The following is a 15,198-nucleotide window of genomic DNA, read 5'->3' as shown; positions in this document are numbered from 1 at the left end:
CGTCATTCCGGCGAAGGCCGAGGCGCTTTACAACAGCGAAGCTGGTCAATCCAGTACAAATACGTGGTGCGCAGCACTCGATATAAAAAATCGTGTGCTTCGCACAGCATATTTAAGGCCTTCGCCGGAATGACAATGAGGCAATACAAACATCCATAAGAGTTTGAAATTTACAGCCGCACATCCACCACCATCTGCTCATCCTGATACATTTCCGGAAACTGCTGCTTCAAATGCGTCACCTTCGGCGCATCGTTGATCAGGATGTATGCGTTGTGCGGATGCTTGCGCGCATAGTCCTGGTGGTAATCCTCGGCGGGATAAAAACCGGCCAGCGGCTGCACCAGCGTCACGATGCTGTCGTCGAATACTTTCGCTGCATTGATCTGCTTGATGTACGATTCCGCGACGTTCTTCTGTTCCGCATTCGCGTAGAAGATTTCCGAGCGGTATTGCGTGCCCGCATCCGGCCCCTGGCGGTTGAGCGTGGTCGGATCGTGCGCCACGGCGAAGTAGATCTTCAGCAGTTGCCCGTAGCTGATCACGGCGGGATCGAAGGCAATCTTTACCGATTCCGCATGGCCGGTATTGCCTTCGCTGACGACATCGTACTGGGCCGTGCTGGCATCGCCGCCGCTGTAGCCGGCCCATACCTGGCGCACGCCGCGCACATGTTCGAACACCGATTGCATGCCCCAGAAACAGCCGCCCGCGAGCACCGCGGTTTCGGTGCCATGCGTGGTGGCTTTGGGTTCGTCGCTGGCAGGGTTGGGAAAGGGCGCATTGCTGGCCGCGGCGGTGCAGGCGGTCAGGCTGAGCAAGGAGAACAAGGCGGCGAAACGACGGGTTTGCATGGCGTGGCTCCGTGGGGACCTGCTTTGCTATTCGCCAATGAGTGCCACGAAGTTACGTCGTGCCGTAAACCATCCCCTCTCCCCTCCGGGGAGAGGGTTAGGGTGAGGGGCTGGGCTTGCGGGAGACTTATCGACATGCGCGAGGGTTTGCTTTTTTTGGTCTCGCACAAAACTAACTGCGCCGCGAGATTCGCCCCTCACCCCAGCCCTCTCCCGGAGGGGAGAGGGAGCAATGTGCGTCGCGCGTCGAGTTACACCACGCGTATTTCCACATCCTCAATCCGCACCACTTGCCCCGCGTGAATCTTGCACGTCTTGCGCAACTCCTGCGCGCCATCCACGTACACCGCGCCGCTGGCGACGATCTGTTTGCCTTGCCCGCCGCTGTCGCACAAACCTGCCAGCTTGAGCAGCTGGTTGAGTTCCACGTATTCGCGGTCAAGTTCGAAATCGATACGTTGCATCATCGGTGCGAGGGCAGGGCCATCGGGTGTTTGGGCAGGCTGAGAAAAGCGAAGAACGGCCGGTGCCGGTCGATGGCGAAGCGGGCCGATTCGTGCAGGATCGCCAGCAAGGTATCGAAATCCTTCGGCACCGCTTCGCGCAGATCGCTGGCGTGATCGAGCAGCAGCACGTGGCCGGCGCCATGCAACCATTCAAGGTCTCGCAGGGTATCCAGCAGCGCATCCCAGTTCTGGCCGAAGCCGTTGGGCACGTTGAGCGTGGCGGCCAGGCGGCGCAGCAGTTCGGCCTTGTCATGACAGCCGGCCAGATCGGCGCGGCATACGTACAGCTGGCCTTGTTCGGCCGCGGCAACCAGGGCGTCGAAGTCGGCTGCGTCGACGAAATACACGCCGCCGTCGTTCGCCTGCGTCAGGTCCAGGGCGCCTTCCGCGCTCATCGGTTCACCTGGAACGGCTTGAAGCTGCGGTAGTGATCGTCGGTGTAATAGAACAGCGTGGGTGGCGTGCCGCCGGTGATGATGCGGCGCGCACCACGGTCGCGCGCGCCGGGCGTGGCTACCGTGTATTCGTGGTAGTAGCCGCGCGGCTGTTGCGGCAGCAAGCCTTCGTAGTTGCCGAAGACGACGCCATCCTGGCCATAGGGAAACGGACCGCCTTGCAGGATCGCCGTCAGCGTTACGCAGGCTTCCGGCGGCATGAAGGCCGGCAGGTTGGTGTGTGCAGCCGGGCAGTTGTCGTGCCCCACGGCCGGCAACGTGACGTTGCCGTGCGACTCCATGCTGGCCGGCGGTGCGGCATGCCGGTTCCAGAACACCAGCGCACCGATCAACGCGGCGAGCAGCACCAGGGGGATGAAGCGAGACAAAGACACCGCGGATTCCTTGTTGGCGATCTGCGCAGTGTAGTGCGTTGCGCGCCCGCATGCCTGCGGGTGGAATGACTTTAAGGACATGCGGCGGCGCGTGCCGAAGCCTATATAACGCCTACCCAACCACAGGAAACTACGGCAATGATCGGCAAGCCTTTGAGGTGGATGATCGCAATCGGCATGTTTGGTGCAGTGTCGTCGTTGTTCGCCACGGATGCTTCGAAGGCGCAACCTGAAGTGTTCGCGCCCGGCGTGATTTCGGGGCCGGCCGGCGAAGCGTGTCCTGCGTTTACGCCGGATGGCAACACGGTGTATTTCGACGTCGGTTCGATGATCCTGGTCTCGCAACGCGAGCATGGCGTGTGGTCCAAGCCGGCGATCGCACCCTTTTCGGGGCAATGGCTCGATCACGATCCGGCCATGTCGCCGGATGGCTCGTACCTGGTGTTCGTCTCCAACCGGCCGGTAAAGCCGGGGGCCGAGGCGTTGTCGGTGAGGGTGAACGGCAAGGTCTATCCAGGGCGTGGCGGAAATTTGTGGCGCGTGGACCGCCAAGGCAATGGCTGGGGCACGCCGGTGCATTTGCCCGATGCGGTCAACGCCAGCGATCGCACGTATGCGCCGAGCATCGCTGCGGATGGCAGCCTGTATTTCATTCACCCGGACCAGCAGGGCGTGATGCATATCTACAGCTCGTCGTTCGCGCAGGGTGCGTATCAACCTGCTGCGTTGGTGGCGGTGGGCGATCCTTCGTCGTCCACACATGATCCGGCAATTGCACCCGATCAATCCTTCATGGTGTTCAACCTGAGCAAGGGTGCCAAGGCCGGTGACATGGGCGATTTCTACATTGCCTTCCGCCAAGGCGATCATTGGGGTGCGCCGATCGATCTGGGCGAGGCCATCAACGGCAAACCGGGCAAGTGGAGCCAGTGGGGCGCGCATATCGGGCCGGACCGGCGCACACTTTATTACACGAGTGACCGGCAAACGGAGCTGGGTTTTCCATTAAGCCAGGAACAGGCCAAGGCGGCGCTGGCGCGGATGGAGAGTTGGGACAATGGCAGCAACAACATCTGGCAGGTGTCGCTGGCGCCGTGGCTGGATGCGCATCACGCGCGGTGAGTTGATTTGCGACACAAAGTACGTGTCTTACCTCACGGCCGTCATCCCCGCGAGAGCGGGAATCCATCTTGCTCTGATGCTCCCATGAAAATGGATTCCCGCTTTCGCGGGAATGACGGCCGTGAGAAGGAATTGCCTTCCATGGCAAGCCAAAGCCATTCGCAGCAAAGGATGACTTCCGGCGCAGCGTGCGAAGCACTGCCGGCAGGGTAGACTGCGACCTTTGTCGTCTGGGGAGCCTCCATGCCTTTTCCGCCTCTGTCCTTGCGCGTTACCGGTTGCTGCGCCTTGCTGGCTTTCGCCGCCTCCGCGCAAGCATGGGAAACGCCGCCTGCGCCGGCAACCAGCGCCACGCAGCAGGATGCACAAGCCACCTTGCCGCCGATGCTGCAGGATTTCGGCGCCTATGTGGACAACGCGCGCAAGACCTTCAACGTGCCTGGCATCGCCGTGGCGATCGTCAAGGACGGCAAGGTCGTGCTGGAACAAGGCTACGGGCTGCGCGAAGCCGGCAAGCCGGACAAGGTGGATGCGCATACGCTGTTCGCCATCGCCTCCAACACCAAGGCGTTCACCGCCGCGGCACTGCAAATGCTGGCCGAGCAGAAGAAGCTGGACATGGACGGGCGCGTAACGGACTACTTGCCATGGTTCCAGATGTCCGATCCGTACGTGACGCACGATATGCGCGTGCGTGATCTGCTGGCGCACCGCAGCGGCTTGAGCCTTGGCGCAGGCGACCTGCTGTACTGGCCGCCGACCAGCTACAGCACCAAGGACGTGGTGCAGCACTTGGCCAAGGTGCCGATCGCCAACGGTTTCCGCAGCCACTATGCGTACGACAACATCCTGTTCGCCGTCGCTACGCTGGTGATCGAAAACGTCTCCGGCCAAAGCTATGCCGATTTCATTCGCGACCATATCTTCAAGGCGGTCGGCATGGACGAATCGCTGGTCGACATGACGTATTTGAAACCCGGCATGGACGTCGCCACTGGCCACGCGTTGTACAACTTCAAGGATCTCAAGCCGGTGCCGCCGATGGCGTGGACGAATAATCCAGGCGCCGGCGGTATCTACGCCAGCGTGCACGACATGGCAAAGTGGATGAACGTTCAGCTCAACGGCGGCGAGCTTCCCGGTGTCGGCGGCGATGGCAAACCACGGCATCTGTTCTCGCAGGACAGCCAAAACCAGATGTGGACGATGCTTACGCCGATTCCGGTGCGGGAGCCGCCGATCCCCGAATTGAAACCCTTGATGCCGAATTTCTCCGGCTATGGCGAAGGTTGGTTCTTGAGCGATTACCACGGCCAGAAACTCGTCTGGCATACCGGCGGCTGGCCGGGCATGGTATCGCGGGTCACCTTGGTGCCCGGCTTGAAGCTGGGTGTGGTGGTGTTGACCAACCAGGAATCGGGCGCGGCGTTCAATGCGGTCACTTATCGCGTGCTGGATGCCTATCTCAATCAAGGCAACAAGACCGATTGGGTGGCGGTGTACGACAAGGCGGTAAAGCACGCGCAGGGCAACGCGGATGAAAGCTGGAAGAAGCACGAAGCCGCGCGCGATGCCAGGAGCAAGCCATCGCTGCCGCTGGCCGGCTATGCCGGCACGTATCGCGATCCATGGTATGGCGACATCGTCATCAGCAACGAAGGCGGCAAGCTGCGCCTGCGTTTCAGCAAGACGAAACAGCTGGCGGGCACGATGACGCCGTGGCAGCACGATACGTTTATCGTGCGCTGGGATGATCGCGCCTTGAATGCGGATGCCTTCGTGAACTTTGCGCTCGACGTGGATGGTCATGTGCGTGAAGTGCGCATGGAACCGATTTCGCCGCTGACGGATTTCAGTTTTGATTTTCAGGATTTGCGCTTGACGCCCGTGAAGGCGGATTGACGGAAATTTCGACCCCTCCGTGCCGTCATTCCCGCTTTCGCGGGAATGACGGCCTGGGTAGCAGGCGGCCAGACAAAAGCCGGTTCGTTCATTTGGGAAAAAACACATGCGTTCACGCTTATTTGCTCTCAGCGCACTACTAAGCCTCGGCCTTCTCACGGCCTGCACCCAGCCCACCACACAAACGGCCTCCACTCACCGCTTCTTCCACATCCAACTCGCCAGCAACCAAACACAGCCCGTCTCCGGCCGCCTGCTGCTGTTCGCCGAACAAGCCAACGCCGCCAAGGCCGGCGCGAAAGACGGCAAGGTGACGGAAATCGACGCCAACCCGTTCTTTCCGGAGCAAGTGGCCATCGCCGCACAGGAAGTCGACCGGCTCGTTCCCGGCCAGACCATCGACGTCGATGCCGACATGCGCGCCTATCCGGCTGCATGGTCAAAACTCCCCGCAGGCGACTACCTGGTCCAGGCCGTGCTGGACGTGCATCACAACTACAACTATCTCGGCCGCGATGCCGGTGACCTGACCAGCGGCGTGGCAACCGTGCACCTGCCGGCTGACGACGTTCCGACCCTCAAGCTGGATGCCGCCGTGCCGGCCCACGATCCGTGGGCTATTTCCGATTCGATGCCGGCCAACTTGCGAGACGCCGCGAAGGCCGTGCATCAGCAAGCGCAGCCGATCGATTTCGTAAGCCCCGCGTTGACCCAGTTCTGGGGGCGCGACATCCATATGTACGGCTATGTGTTGCTGCCGCCGGGCTATGACGCGTCTTCCAGCACGCGTTATCCCACCGTGTATTTCACCCACGGCTTCACCGGCAACAAGGATCGCCTGCTGCGCCCGATGGCTTACGTGCAGGCCGGCATGGCCAGCGGCCAGATGCCGCCGATGATCTGGGTATTCCTGGATGAATCCAGTGCCACCGGCACGCACGAGTTCGCCGACTCGGTGAACAACGGTCCGTGGGGGCAGGCGCTGACCACCGAGCTGATTCCGTATCTGGAATCGAAGTACCGCATGGATGCGGACGTCAATGGACGCTTCCTCAATGGCCATTCGTCGGGCGGCTGGGCCACGTTGTGGTTGCAGACGCGCTATCCGAAGATCTTCGGTGGCACCTGGTCCACGTCGCCCGATCCCAGCGACTTCCATGACTTCACCGGGCCGGACCTCTATGCGCCCAATGCCAATGTCTACCGCAAGCCGGATGGCACGCCGTGGCCGCTGGTGCGCGACAAGGGCAAGGTGATCGGCACGTTCGAGCAGTTCGCGAAGATGGAGCGCGTGTTGGGACCGTACGGCGGACAGCTGGCCTCGTTCGAATGGGTGTTCTCGCCGCGCGGCAAGGACGGCCGGCCCGAGCAGATGTTCAACCGCGACACCGGCGACGTCGATCCGCAAGTGGTGGCCTACTGGCACGACCACTACGACATCGCCTATCGCCTGCAGACCCATTGGCCGGAGTTGAAGCCCGATCTGGACGGCAAGATCCATCTCTACGTGGGCACTGCCGATACGTTCTACCTGGATGGCGCGGCGCATCGATTGAAGGCGGTGCTGGACGGCCTCGGTGCGCACTCCGACATTCGCTTCATCCCGGACCGCACGCATTTCGACTTGTACAAGGTGGGCAATGATCGCTTCGGCTTGTTCAAGGACATCAGCTGGCAGATGTATGCGGTGGCGAGGCCACAGGCCGAGTCGAAACTGAAGGTAAACCAGGGCCGTTAGCGCGAACGGGCTGTCATGTTGGGTGACTTGTTTTCAGGCATAGTTGCCGCCGCGGGCGCTGTCGGTGATTGGCGCTTAGGGGTGTCGTCCTGAAAGAGGGACGTCACATAGGGGAACCCCGTTCATCACGGACGGTGCTTCCTGTTTCGGCAACTCAAAACGCTGGAGGGACTCACATGAAATCGTTCGGATTGATCGCAGTACTGGCCGCCGCATTGATGGCGGCTCCGGTTTTCGCACAAGAAGCTCCCGCCGCCGCGGGCAGCATGACCGTGCACTGCAAAGACGGCACCACGCAGACGGTAAGCACCACCAAGGGTGCCTGCCATGGCCATAAGGGCATCGACAAGTCGGCCAGCGGTACCGCCGGCAACACCGCCGCCTCCAGCGCGCCGGCCGCTGCACCTGCCACCGCTTCCAAGTCCAAAGCGATGCCGGAACCGGCCGCTGCGCCGGCCGCCGGTGGCGGCGCGGGCCAGGTGTGGGTGAACACCGGTTCCAAGACCAAGACCTATCACTGCCAAGGCAGCAAGTGGTACGGCAAGACCAAGGAAGGCAAGTACATGAGCGCGGCGGATGCGCAGGCGGCCGGGTATCACGCGGCGAAGAACGAGAAGTGTTCGTGATGTGATGTTTATTCGTCGCCCCGGCTTTCGCCGGGGCGACGAACATGAAGTTCGTAGGCTGAAAGCTTAGGCGGCCTGCCACGGGTCATAGCTTCCGAACCACCACAAATGCCCCTGCGGATCGCGGCACGCATAACCCGCGCCGCCATAGTCCTTCTCCGCATACTCCTCGATGATTTCCGCACCCGCCGCCTTGGCGCGCTCGTAGTGCGCTTTGCAATCCTTGACTGTCACACACGCGCATTGCGTTTCGCGTCCGTTGATCTCATCGGGCTGCGCCATGTATTCGCCGAAACCATCCGGGTTGACGTCACCCAGCATCACCATGCCGCCGCCATACACCAGCTGCGCATGCATCACGCGGCCGTGTTCGTTCTCATACACCGCATGCTTTTCGAAGCCGAATGCCTTGCATAGCCATTCGATGGCGGCGTGCGCATCGCGATAGCGCAGAGCGGGAATGATGGTGCTGCCGTGGCTCACCTGGGTGTGCATGGCATGGCGTCCTGTTGAAAGGTCGCCTAAAGCTAAACCTTGGCCACGCCCGTGTCTTGCAGTTTTTTGTCCAATGCGAAATCAGCTGTTGTTGGCCAGAAAACTGGCGCTCCGGGCCACCGTATCGGCGTTGTTCAATGCGTTGCCGAACGTGAATGGACTCTGCCAGCCGCCAAAGTTATTGAGCCGGTTGATATTGCGATCGAGATACCAGTTATCCCTGGTGCCGACGCCTATATGAGTGTGCTCGTGCACCATCAATTCATTCAGATCGGCATCGCGCCACGTTCTCAACGTATATTGGGAGAATTGAACGGTGCCGTTGTCGAAGGCCACGGCAGAGGGACTGTTGGGGCCGCCTGGACTACCTATCTGAAGGTTCGACGCGCCTTCTCTTTTGCTTTTTTGCAAGGCTTTGAGTGTTCCGTCCAGTTGTGCCTCGATGCGTTGCCTACCCCATGGCGTTGACGCTTGTGGACCAAATAGCTTGTTCATCGCCCACTGGGTTGTCTTGTTCCAGGTGCGCCCGAGCTGGTTCTTCGCTTTCTGGATATTGTCGATGGCGACGTCCAGGGCGCGCAGTATGCGACCTCTGAAGCCCGGCGGATAATGGGAGGCGGGTTGTTCTATCTGTACCCATTCGCGGCCCTTCAACCCTACCCTGGTAGCTTCTCTTTGCGACCATGGATCAAGTACGCCCCAACTCGTGGTCTGCCTGTCGAAATTGGCTACCCGATAAACGTTTCCGTCCTGTTCGAGAAAATGACTTTTGCTCCCGTCGCGATGGACGCGTGTATAGATTCCATTTTTATCGCGCGTCAATCCGAGCAGGTTATTTCTAGGAACCTGGTAGTTCGTGAGGTCCCTTGGCAGATCGTCGCGGCCCCGGTCTTCGGTCTCCGGAGCGCCAGGCGGGGTGCCGGCCGGACGCTCGACATGGACGATCTGAGGCGTTGTTGGGTCGGGCTGGGCATGGCCGGTGCTCGCGTCAATGGGCTGGTGGGAGAAGTGGCTGTAATCCGCTGGCGTAGCGCTTGTTATTTGCATGGCTTTTTCTCCTCTTCCACGATGAACGCTCTGAATTAATGCAATTTCAGAAGCGAGGCGCTAATTTGGATAATCAGAAGAAGTGTTTTCTTATAATCGAATGGTTTATAGAAATATTTCCCGGCACGAAATGACTTCGCCGGACACGCTTGAGCATGGGAGAAATTATCGAACGATAGCCACCGGCAACGGCGGTGCATATATCGTGACGCCGGCGAAAGACGGGATGCAGTGACTTTTTCGCGCCTGAAAGCCACTGGGCCCCGGCCTTCGCCGGGGTGACGGTGCTTAAGGCAACACTGATCAAGTATCGCCGTCGTCATGATGCCTGGAAGGCTCGCAGGGTGTGTCGCGTGGCGCCGGGAAGACTGGCCGTCTTGCCAAGCCGCGCGGCGCAGCCTGCGGGCCTTCCAGACATCACCCCATCACTTTGAATTCAACCTGTTGGGGCCAGCCCTGTCTGTCCGCATGCCGCAGGTCCCCGTCTCGACGATGCGCCAGTCTGCCTTCGCCGACGGCCCTGTGGCCTGCGAACAGACAGGGCTGGTGACGACGGCGATACTTGATCAGTGTTGCCTTAAGTTAATGCCATTGGCCTAGGGGCGCTTGCCCCACAACCTACATCGGGGCGGCAGGGCTGTCCTCGCCCAGCGGCCCCAGATTCCGCACGATCATGTTCTGCGGCGTCGACAGCGGCAGTTGCGCCTTCGCCAACCGCGACAGAATGTCGAACAGCAGTGCGCTCTTCACCGCCGAAGCTTCGCGGGGGCTGTGCACATAGGCCACGCCGCTGAAAGTCATCGCGGTGGTGGTGAGGTCGTCCAGCGTCACCGCCGGGGCCGGCGTATCCAGGGTCGCTTCGTTGGCATGCAGCGCTTCCAGCATGATTTCGCGCACCTTTGCCGCATCGGTATCCAGCGGCATCGGCAGGCTCAGTTTCACGCGGCCGAGTGCGTTGCCGTGCGTGACGTTACGCAGGTTCTGCGTGATGAACTGCGAGTTGGGCACGATCATGGTGGAGCGATCGCTCAGCTGGATCTCGGTGGCGCGCACGTTGATGCGGCGGATGTCGCCTTCCACGCCGGGCATGCTCACCCAATCGCCCACTTTTACCGGCCGCTCCGCGAGCAGGATCAGGCCGGAAATGAAGTTCGACACGATCGCCTGCAAGCCGAAGCCGATGCCCACCGACAACGCACTGGCGATCCACGTCAGGCTTTCCAGGCTCACATCCGCGGTGCGCAGCGCCAATGCCACCACGATCACCACCGCCACGTAATTGATCAGCGTGACGATGGAGTTCTGCATGCCGATGTCGAGCGTGGTCTTCGGCAGCAACTGGTCGGCCAGCCAGCGGCGCACGATGCGCACCGCCACCATGCCCAGTGCGAACACCAGCAAGGCGTTGAAGATCGCCCCCGGCTTGATGGTGAGCTGGCCCACCTTGAGGCTGGAAAACACATTGCCGATGTGCGCGAAGATATCCTGCGGGCCGCCGCCGAACGGCACCAGCAGCGTGCCCACCGCGACCAGCAGCAACAGGATCTGCGCGACGGCAGAGGCTACCGTCGACGCCTGTTCCAGCATGTTCGGCTGGATGCTGAAGGTGGATTGCAGGCGATGGCCGCTGCGTCCATGCGGGTTGAGCAGGCTGTGGAACAGATCGCGTTGCAGGTGCGAGAGCATGTACAGCGACGCCACGATCATGCCGATCCACAGCATCTGCCAGGAGATGAAGAAGCCGAGCGCCACGAAGCCGGTGAGCACCGCAAGCCACGCCACCACCACGCCCAGCATGGCCAGCCCGAACAGCCCGCCGACCCATAGCGCGTGTTGCGGAGGCTTCTCGCCTTCCTGCCGCTGCGTGGTGCGTGCACGCTTGGCCCGGGTCAAGGCCGCGCCGACCAGGCCGGTAATCAGCAAGGCGAGAAACGCGCGCGTGCAAACCGTTGCCGGCAGGCTGGCCCCCGACAACGTGTTCAGCCGCCCAAGCAAACCCAGCAGCAGAAATGCGCCGCCCAGCAGCCACGGAAACCAGCGCAGGCTGCGTGCGGTGAACTTGGTCAACGCCGGCAGGCGCCAGGAAGGGTGCCGTACCGAAAGCAGCGCGCGTCCCAAGCCGGCCACGAACGCTGCAAAGAACACCGTGCGCACCAGTCCTTGCGCAAAGGCCTGCACCTCGTCATCCAGCGTGTCGTTCCAGTTGAAGCCCTGGTACGCCAGCCACGCGGCGAGGCCGAGCGACAAGGTAACGGTGAGGGTGAAGACAGCCGTCATCGCGCTGCGCCGCAGATGTCCGTCGGGCAGGTAGCGGCTGGCGATGGCCAGCGCCAGGCGTTCCACCAACGAACGGCCGGGCACGATCAGCAGCAGCGCGCCGATCAGGCACAGCAGCAGTGGTTGGCGGTTGTCGGGCTCCCACGCAATGCGGGCATCTTCGAGCAGCAGATCCTTGACGTGGCCGATGCGTGCGTTGTCATCCGGAAACGCTTTCTTCAGGTCGCGCCAGAAGGCGATACCCAGCGGCGAATTGGTGCGCGAACCGAGCTGTGCCTGAAACTGTTCGTTGTGCGCCTCGACCACCTGCGAGGCGAACTTCACCGCATCCTGGCTCAACAGCTGCGCCTGTTTGATCTGCCCGTCCAGCCGGGATTTGCTGCGCTCCAGCTGGCGGCGCTGTTGACTCACCGCCGGCGTTTCCGCCGGGGCGCCGGCCGCCGGCGCGGGGCCGAGCACGGTCAGCCGCGTCTGCACGCTTTCCAGTTCCGGGGTCAGTGTCTGCACCAGTTGGTCGGCTTGTTGCTGGATCTTGCCGCCTTGATCGCGCAACTCATTCAACGATGCATTGCCGCCCTTGCTGTTGAAGGCGGTCTTGATGTCGTCCAGCTGTTTGCTGAGGGAGGCCAGTGTCTGCGCCGGGTCTCGCGCGGGCGCAGCCGCGGGGGGATTGGAAGCATCCGGCGTGTTCTGCGCCAATGCCGAATGCCCGCCCGATAGCAGCAAACCGGCCAGCAGGCAGGGGACGATGAGCTTACGAAGGAAATGTGGCATGGCGGGCATGATCCGAATGGCGCCGCCGATGGTCAATTGTTACTTCGCGGATGGAAGTTTCACGCGGGGTTAGCATTCAGGCACTCCATCGTCACCCCGGCCAAAGCCGGGCTCAGTGACGCTCGAGAGCCAAACGTCACTGAGCCCCGGCCTTCGCCGAGTGACGGTAATGCAAGTTCGCCCCTGTATAGTGCCCGCCTCGACCCCATCTCATTGGCTCGCCCAAATGGACTCCGCGCCATGATTTTCCGCTGGTTCGAATCCCTCATCGACGCTTTCAAGGATCCGGTGGACACCATGCCGCCCAAGTCCGTGGGGCGGTTCTACGTGTTCTACCTGCGCCAGGTGTGGCCCGTGTTCGCGGTGGCGATCCTGGTGGGTTTCGGCGTGGCGATCGTGGAAGTGTCGCTGTTCGGCTTTATCGGCCGCATCGTCGACATGGCCAAGGGCGTGCCGGGCAAGGATTTCTTCGCCGTCCATGGACGCGAATTGCTGTGGATGGCGTTTGTCGCGCTGGCGCTGCGTCCGTTGTTCATCGGCGCGCACGACATGCTGGTCAACCAGGCGATCGTGCCGAGCCTGACCAACCGCATCCGCTGGCAGAACCACCGTTACGTCATGCGCCAGAGCCTGGGTTTTTTCCAGAACGATTACGCCGGGCGCATCGCCAACCGCATCATGCAGACGGGCGCGTCGTTGCGCGAATCGGCGGTGCAGATCGTGGATGCGATCTGGTACGTGGCGATCTACTACGGCAGCGCGGTGGTGATGTTCGCGCATGCCGACGGCTGGCTCGCCGCGCCGCTGGTGGTATGGCTGTTCGGTTACGTGGGCACGCTCTACATCTTCATTCCGCGCACGCGCAAGCGTTCCTGGGCGGCTTCCGAGGCGCGCTCGAAATTGATGGGCCGCATCGTCGACGGCTACAGCAACATCCTCACGCTCAAGCTGTTCGCGCATACGCAGCGCGAAGAAAGCTACGTGGCCGAGGCGATGGGCGAGCAGACCAACAAGCTGCGCAGCATGACGCGCCTCACCACCTCGATGGACATTGCCATCACCACGCTCAACGGTTTCCTGATCGTCGGTACCTCGGCCGTCGCCGTGTGGCTATGGAGCCAGGGCAGGGTTTCCGTTGGCTCGATTGCGCTGTCGACCGGCCTGGTGATCCGCATCAACAACATGTCCGGCTGGATCATGTGGGTGGTGAACGGCATCTTCGAAAACATCGGTACCGTGCAGGATGGCATCACCAGCATCGCGCAACCGCGCGCCGTGCAGGACAAGGAAGGCGCCATGCCGCTGGAAGTGGTGGCCGGCGAGGTGCGCTTCGATGACATCCACTTTCATTACGGCAAGCAGGGCGGCGTGATGTCCGGGCTGGATCTGAAAGTGCGACCCGGTGAAAAGATCGGCCTGGTGGGGCCGTCGGGTGCGGGCAAATCCACGCTGGTGAACGTGCTGCTGCGCCTGTACGACCTGGAAGACGGCCGCATCACCATCGACGGTACGGACATCTCGCAGGTGACCCAGGAAAGCCTGCGTTCGCAGATCGGCGTGGTCACGCAGGACACCTCGCTGCTGCATCGTTCCGTGCGCGACAACTTGCTCTACGGCCGCCCGGACGCCACCGAAGCGCAGCTGAGCGAAGCGATCCGCAAGGCGCGCGCCGACGAATTCATTCCCAACCTGGTCGATGGCGAAGGCCGCCTCGGACTGGACGCGCTGGTCGGCGAGCGGGGCGTGAAACTGTCCGGCGGCCAGCGCCAACGCATCGCGATTGCACGCGTGCTATTGAAGGATGCGCCGATCCTGGTGCTGGATGAAGCAACCTCCGCCCTGGATTCGGAAGTGGAAGCGGCCATCCAGGAAAGCCTGGAAATATTGATGGAAGGCAAGACCGTCATCGCCATCGCGCATCGCCTTTCCACCATCGCACGCATGGATCGCCTGGTGGTGATGGACAAGGGCAAGGTGGTGGAAACCGGCACGCATGCGGAGTTGATCACGCATGGCGGTTTGTACGCGCGCTTGTGGCAGCGGCAGACGGGTGGGTTTGTGGCGGCAGATGATGCGTTGGTGTGACGGACTGATCGAGTGATGCTCCGATCTATTCCACGTACCCGACGTCCATAAGGCTCGCGAAGCGTGTTGCGTGGCGCGGAGATGACCGGCCCGGCCTGGCAGGCCGCGCATGCGGTGTGGGGACGGATGCGTGGATTGGATCAGGGCATCCCTAGGTGAGCCAGCGAAACGCCCGCTTCAATTCGTGTTCGCCATCGGCGAGATAGCAACGCCCATGCGCCAGGATGATTTGTTGCGGATGCCAGGCCAGGATGGAGGCGAAGCCCTCGCGGGCGATGGATTTGCGAAAGGTCGAACGCCAGTCCAGCGGCGTCTTGCCATCCGGATCCAGTACGCCACCGAACCGCCCCACCCAGCGCAACATGCGCGGCAATTTCCCGGCTTCGAAATTCTCGATCAGGTCAGTCAGAACCAGCGTTCGACTGGCCTGATGAAAGAACACGAATTCTTCCATGACCTTGCTGCCGCGAAAGCGGAGTTGATCCATTTCCGCACGCCATGCCAGCGGCGTCGCGTCTTCCAGGTCTGCGTCAAAAGCGACATGGATGCGCTGGTTCCGTGCGCGCTCGCGCACGCCCGGCGAAGCCCACGCGACAGCGTTTGGATAACGGTGCTTCCACGCGGCGATGTGGGTGTAGTGCAGTTTGTTGGGAGAGACCAGATGCTGCACGGGCCCGATGGCATCAAGCGCGCGGAACAGCGCCTCGTCCGGTGCAATCGGCGAGTGGCACCACAAGCCGCCTTGCGCGAGCTTTACCACGGTCATCCGGGTCGGGAATGGGGCGTGCATTCCGAACGCGGCCGACATGTTCACGATCGGGCCGTCGACGATCCAGATATCCGGCCCGATAGGCTTGGGGACGTTGATGGGTTGGTAAAGCATCAAGTCGGTCATGATGGTTGGTTGGCCAGGACGAATTCCCAGCTTTGTCAGGGCCATTCG

Annotated in this window: 13 protein-coding genes; 5 read left to right on the top strand and 8 right to left on the bottom strand. The window is 61.7% G+C overall.

All coding sequences use genetic code 11. From position 1 onward, the window contains the following. Window positions 1–170: 170 nt before the first annotated feature. From msrA to V7M64_RS03975, 4 genes are all read right to left on the bottom strand, one after another. Window positions 171–854, bottom strand: a complete 684-nt coding sequence (msrA, locus tag V7M64_RS03990) for a peptide-methionine (S)-S-oxide reductase MsrA (protein WP_333677185.1) — start codon at window positions 852–854, stop codon at window positions 171–173. 251 nt (window positions 855–1,105) lie between these two features. Continuing rightward, window positions 1,106–1,318, bottom strand: coding sequence for an RNA-binding S4 domain-containing protein (locus V7M64_RS03985; RefSeq protein ID WP_333677183.1), 213 nt, complete (start codon window positions 1,316–1,318; stop codon window positions 1,106–1,108). After that, on the bottom strand, window positions 1,318–1,755 hold the full coding sequence (locus tag V7M64_RS03980; protein WP_333677181.1) for a barstar family protein: 438 nt from the start codon (window positions 1,753–1,755) through the stop codon (window positions 1,318–1,320). The genes V7M64_RS03985 and V7M64_RS03980 overlap by 1 nt, the downstream gene beginning before the upstream one ends. Continuing rightward, on the bottom strand, window positions 1,752–2,183 hold the full coding sequence (locus V7M64_RS03975) for a ribonuclease domain-containing protein (protein ID WP_333677317.1): 432 nt from the start codon (window positions 2,181–2,183) through the stop codon (window positions 1,752–1,754). The genes V7M64_RS03980 and V7M64_RS03975 overlap by 4 nt, the downstream gene beginning before the upstream one ends. A 144-nt stretch (window positions 2,184–2,327) precedes the next feature. Between V7M64_RS03975 and V7M64_RS03970 the strand changes: the two genes are divergently transcribed. From V7M64_RS03970 to V7M64_RS03955, 4 genes are all read left to right on the top strand, one after another. Then, entirely contained in the window at window positions 2,328–3,311 is a 984-nt protein-coding gene (locus V7M64_RS03970; protein ID WP_333677180.1) for a hypothetical protein, read from the top strand. Window positions 3,312–3,554: 243 nt separating this feature from the next. Further along, window positions 3,555–5,213, top strand: coding sequence for a serine hydrolase (locus V7M64_RS03965; protein WP_333677179.1), 1,659 nt, complete (start codon window positions 3,555–3,557; stop codon window positions 5,211–5,213). Between the two features lie 106 nt (window positions 5,214–5,319). After that, the gene (locus tag V7M64_RS03960; protein ID WP_333677177.1) at window positions 5,320–6,951 is read left to right on the top strand and encodes an alpha/beta hydrolase-fold protein; all 1,632 of its coding nucleotides are present in this window, start codon (window positions 5,320–5,322) and stop codon (window positions 6,949–6,951) included. A gap of 176 nt (window positions 6,952–7,127) precedes the next feature. Beyond that, window positions 7,128–7,577, top strand: coding sequence for a hypothetical protein (locus V7M64_RS03955; protein ID WP_333677176.1), 450 nt, complete (start codon window positions 7,128–7,130; stop codon window positions 7,575–7,577). Between the two features lie 66 nt (window positions 7,578–7,643). On the opposite strand, the gene V7M64_RS03950 is transcribed toward V7M64_RS03955, so the two are convergent. The 3 genes from V7M64_RS03950 to V7M64_RS03940 all read right to left on the bottom strand — a co-directional run bounded on the left by V7M64_RS03950 (window position 7,644) and on the right by V7M64_RS03940 (window position 12,170). Further along, window positions 7,644–8,072: a VOC family protein gene (locus V7M64_RS03950; RefSeq protein ID WP_333677174.1), complete on the bottom strand. Its 429-nt coding sequence runs from the start codon at window positions 8,070–8,072 to the stop codon at window positions 7,644–7,646. A gap of 81 nt (window positions 8,073–8,153) precedes the next feature. Then, window positions 8,154–9,119, bottom strand: a complete 966-nt coding sequence (locus tag V7M64_RS03945) for a hypothetical protein (protein WP_333677173.1) — start codon at window positions 9,117–9,119, stop codon at window positions 8,154–8,156. A 618-nt stretch (window positions 9,120–9,737) separates the two neighbouring features. After that, window positions 9,738–12,170 carry a DUF3772 domain-containing protein gene (locus V7M64_RS03940; protein WP_333677172.1) on the bottom strand — a complete coding sequence of 811 codons (2,433 nt, stop codon included), beginning with the start codon at window positions 12,168–12,170 and terminating at the stop codon, window positions 9,738–9,740. A gap of 243 nt (window positions 12,171–12,413) precedes the next feature. Between V7M64_RS03940 and V7M64_RS03935 the strand changes: the two genes are divergently transcribed. Then, window positions 12,414–14,255 (top strand): ABC transporter ATP-binding protein, encoded by a 1,842-nt coding sequence (locus V7M64_RS03935; protein WP_333677315.1) that lies wholly within the window; start codon window positions 12,414–12,416, stop codon window positions 14,253–14,255. A 151-nt stretch (window positions 14,256–14,406) separates the two neighbouring features. On the opposite strand, the gene V7M64_RS03930 is transcribed toward V7M64_RS03935, so the two are convergent. Continuing rightward, the gene (locus V7M64_RS03930; RefSeq protein WP_333677171.1) at window positions 14,407–15,150 is read right to left on the bottom strand and encodes a DUF4336 domain-containing protein; all 744 of its coding nucleotides are present in this window, start codon (window positions 15,148–15,150) and stop codon (window positions 14,407–14,409) included. Between the last annotated feature and the right edge of the window lie 48 nt (window positions 15,151–15,198).

Source organism: Dyella sp. (genome assembly GCF_036746095.1).
Lineage (GTDB): Bacteria > Pseudomonadota > Gammaproteobacteria > Xanthomonadales > Rhodanobacteraceae > Dyella_B.
Note: the sequence above shows the minus strand (reverse complement) of the source record. Positions and strands in the feature narration are given on the sequence as shown.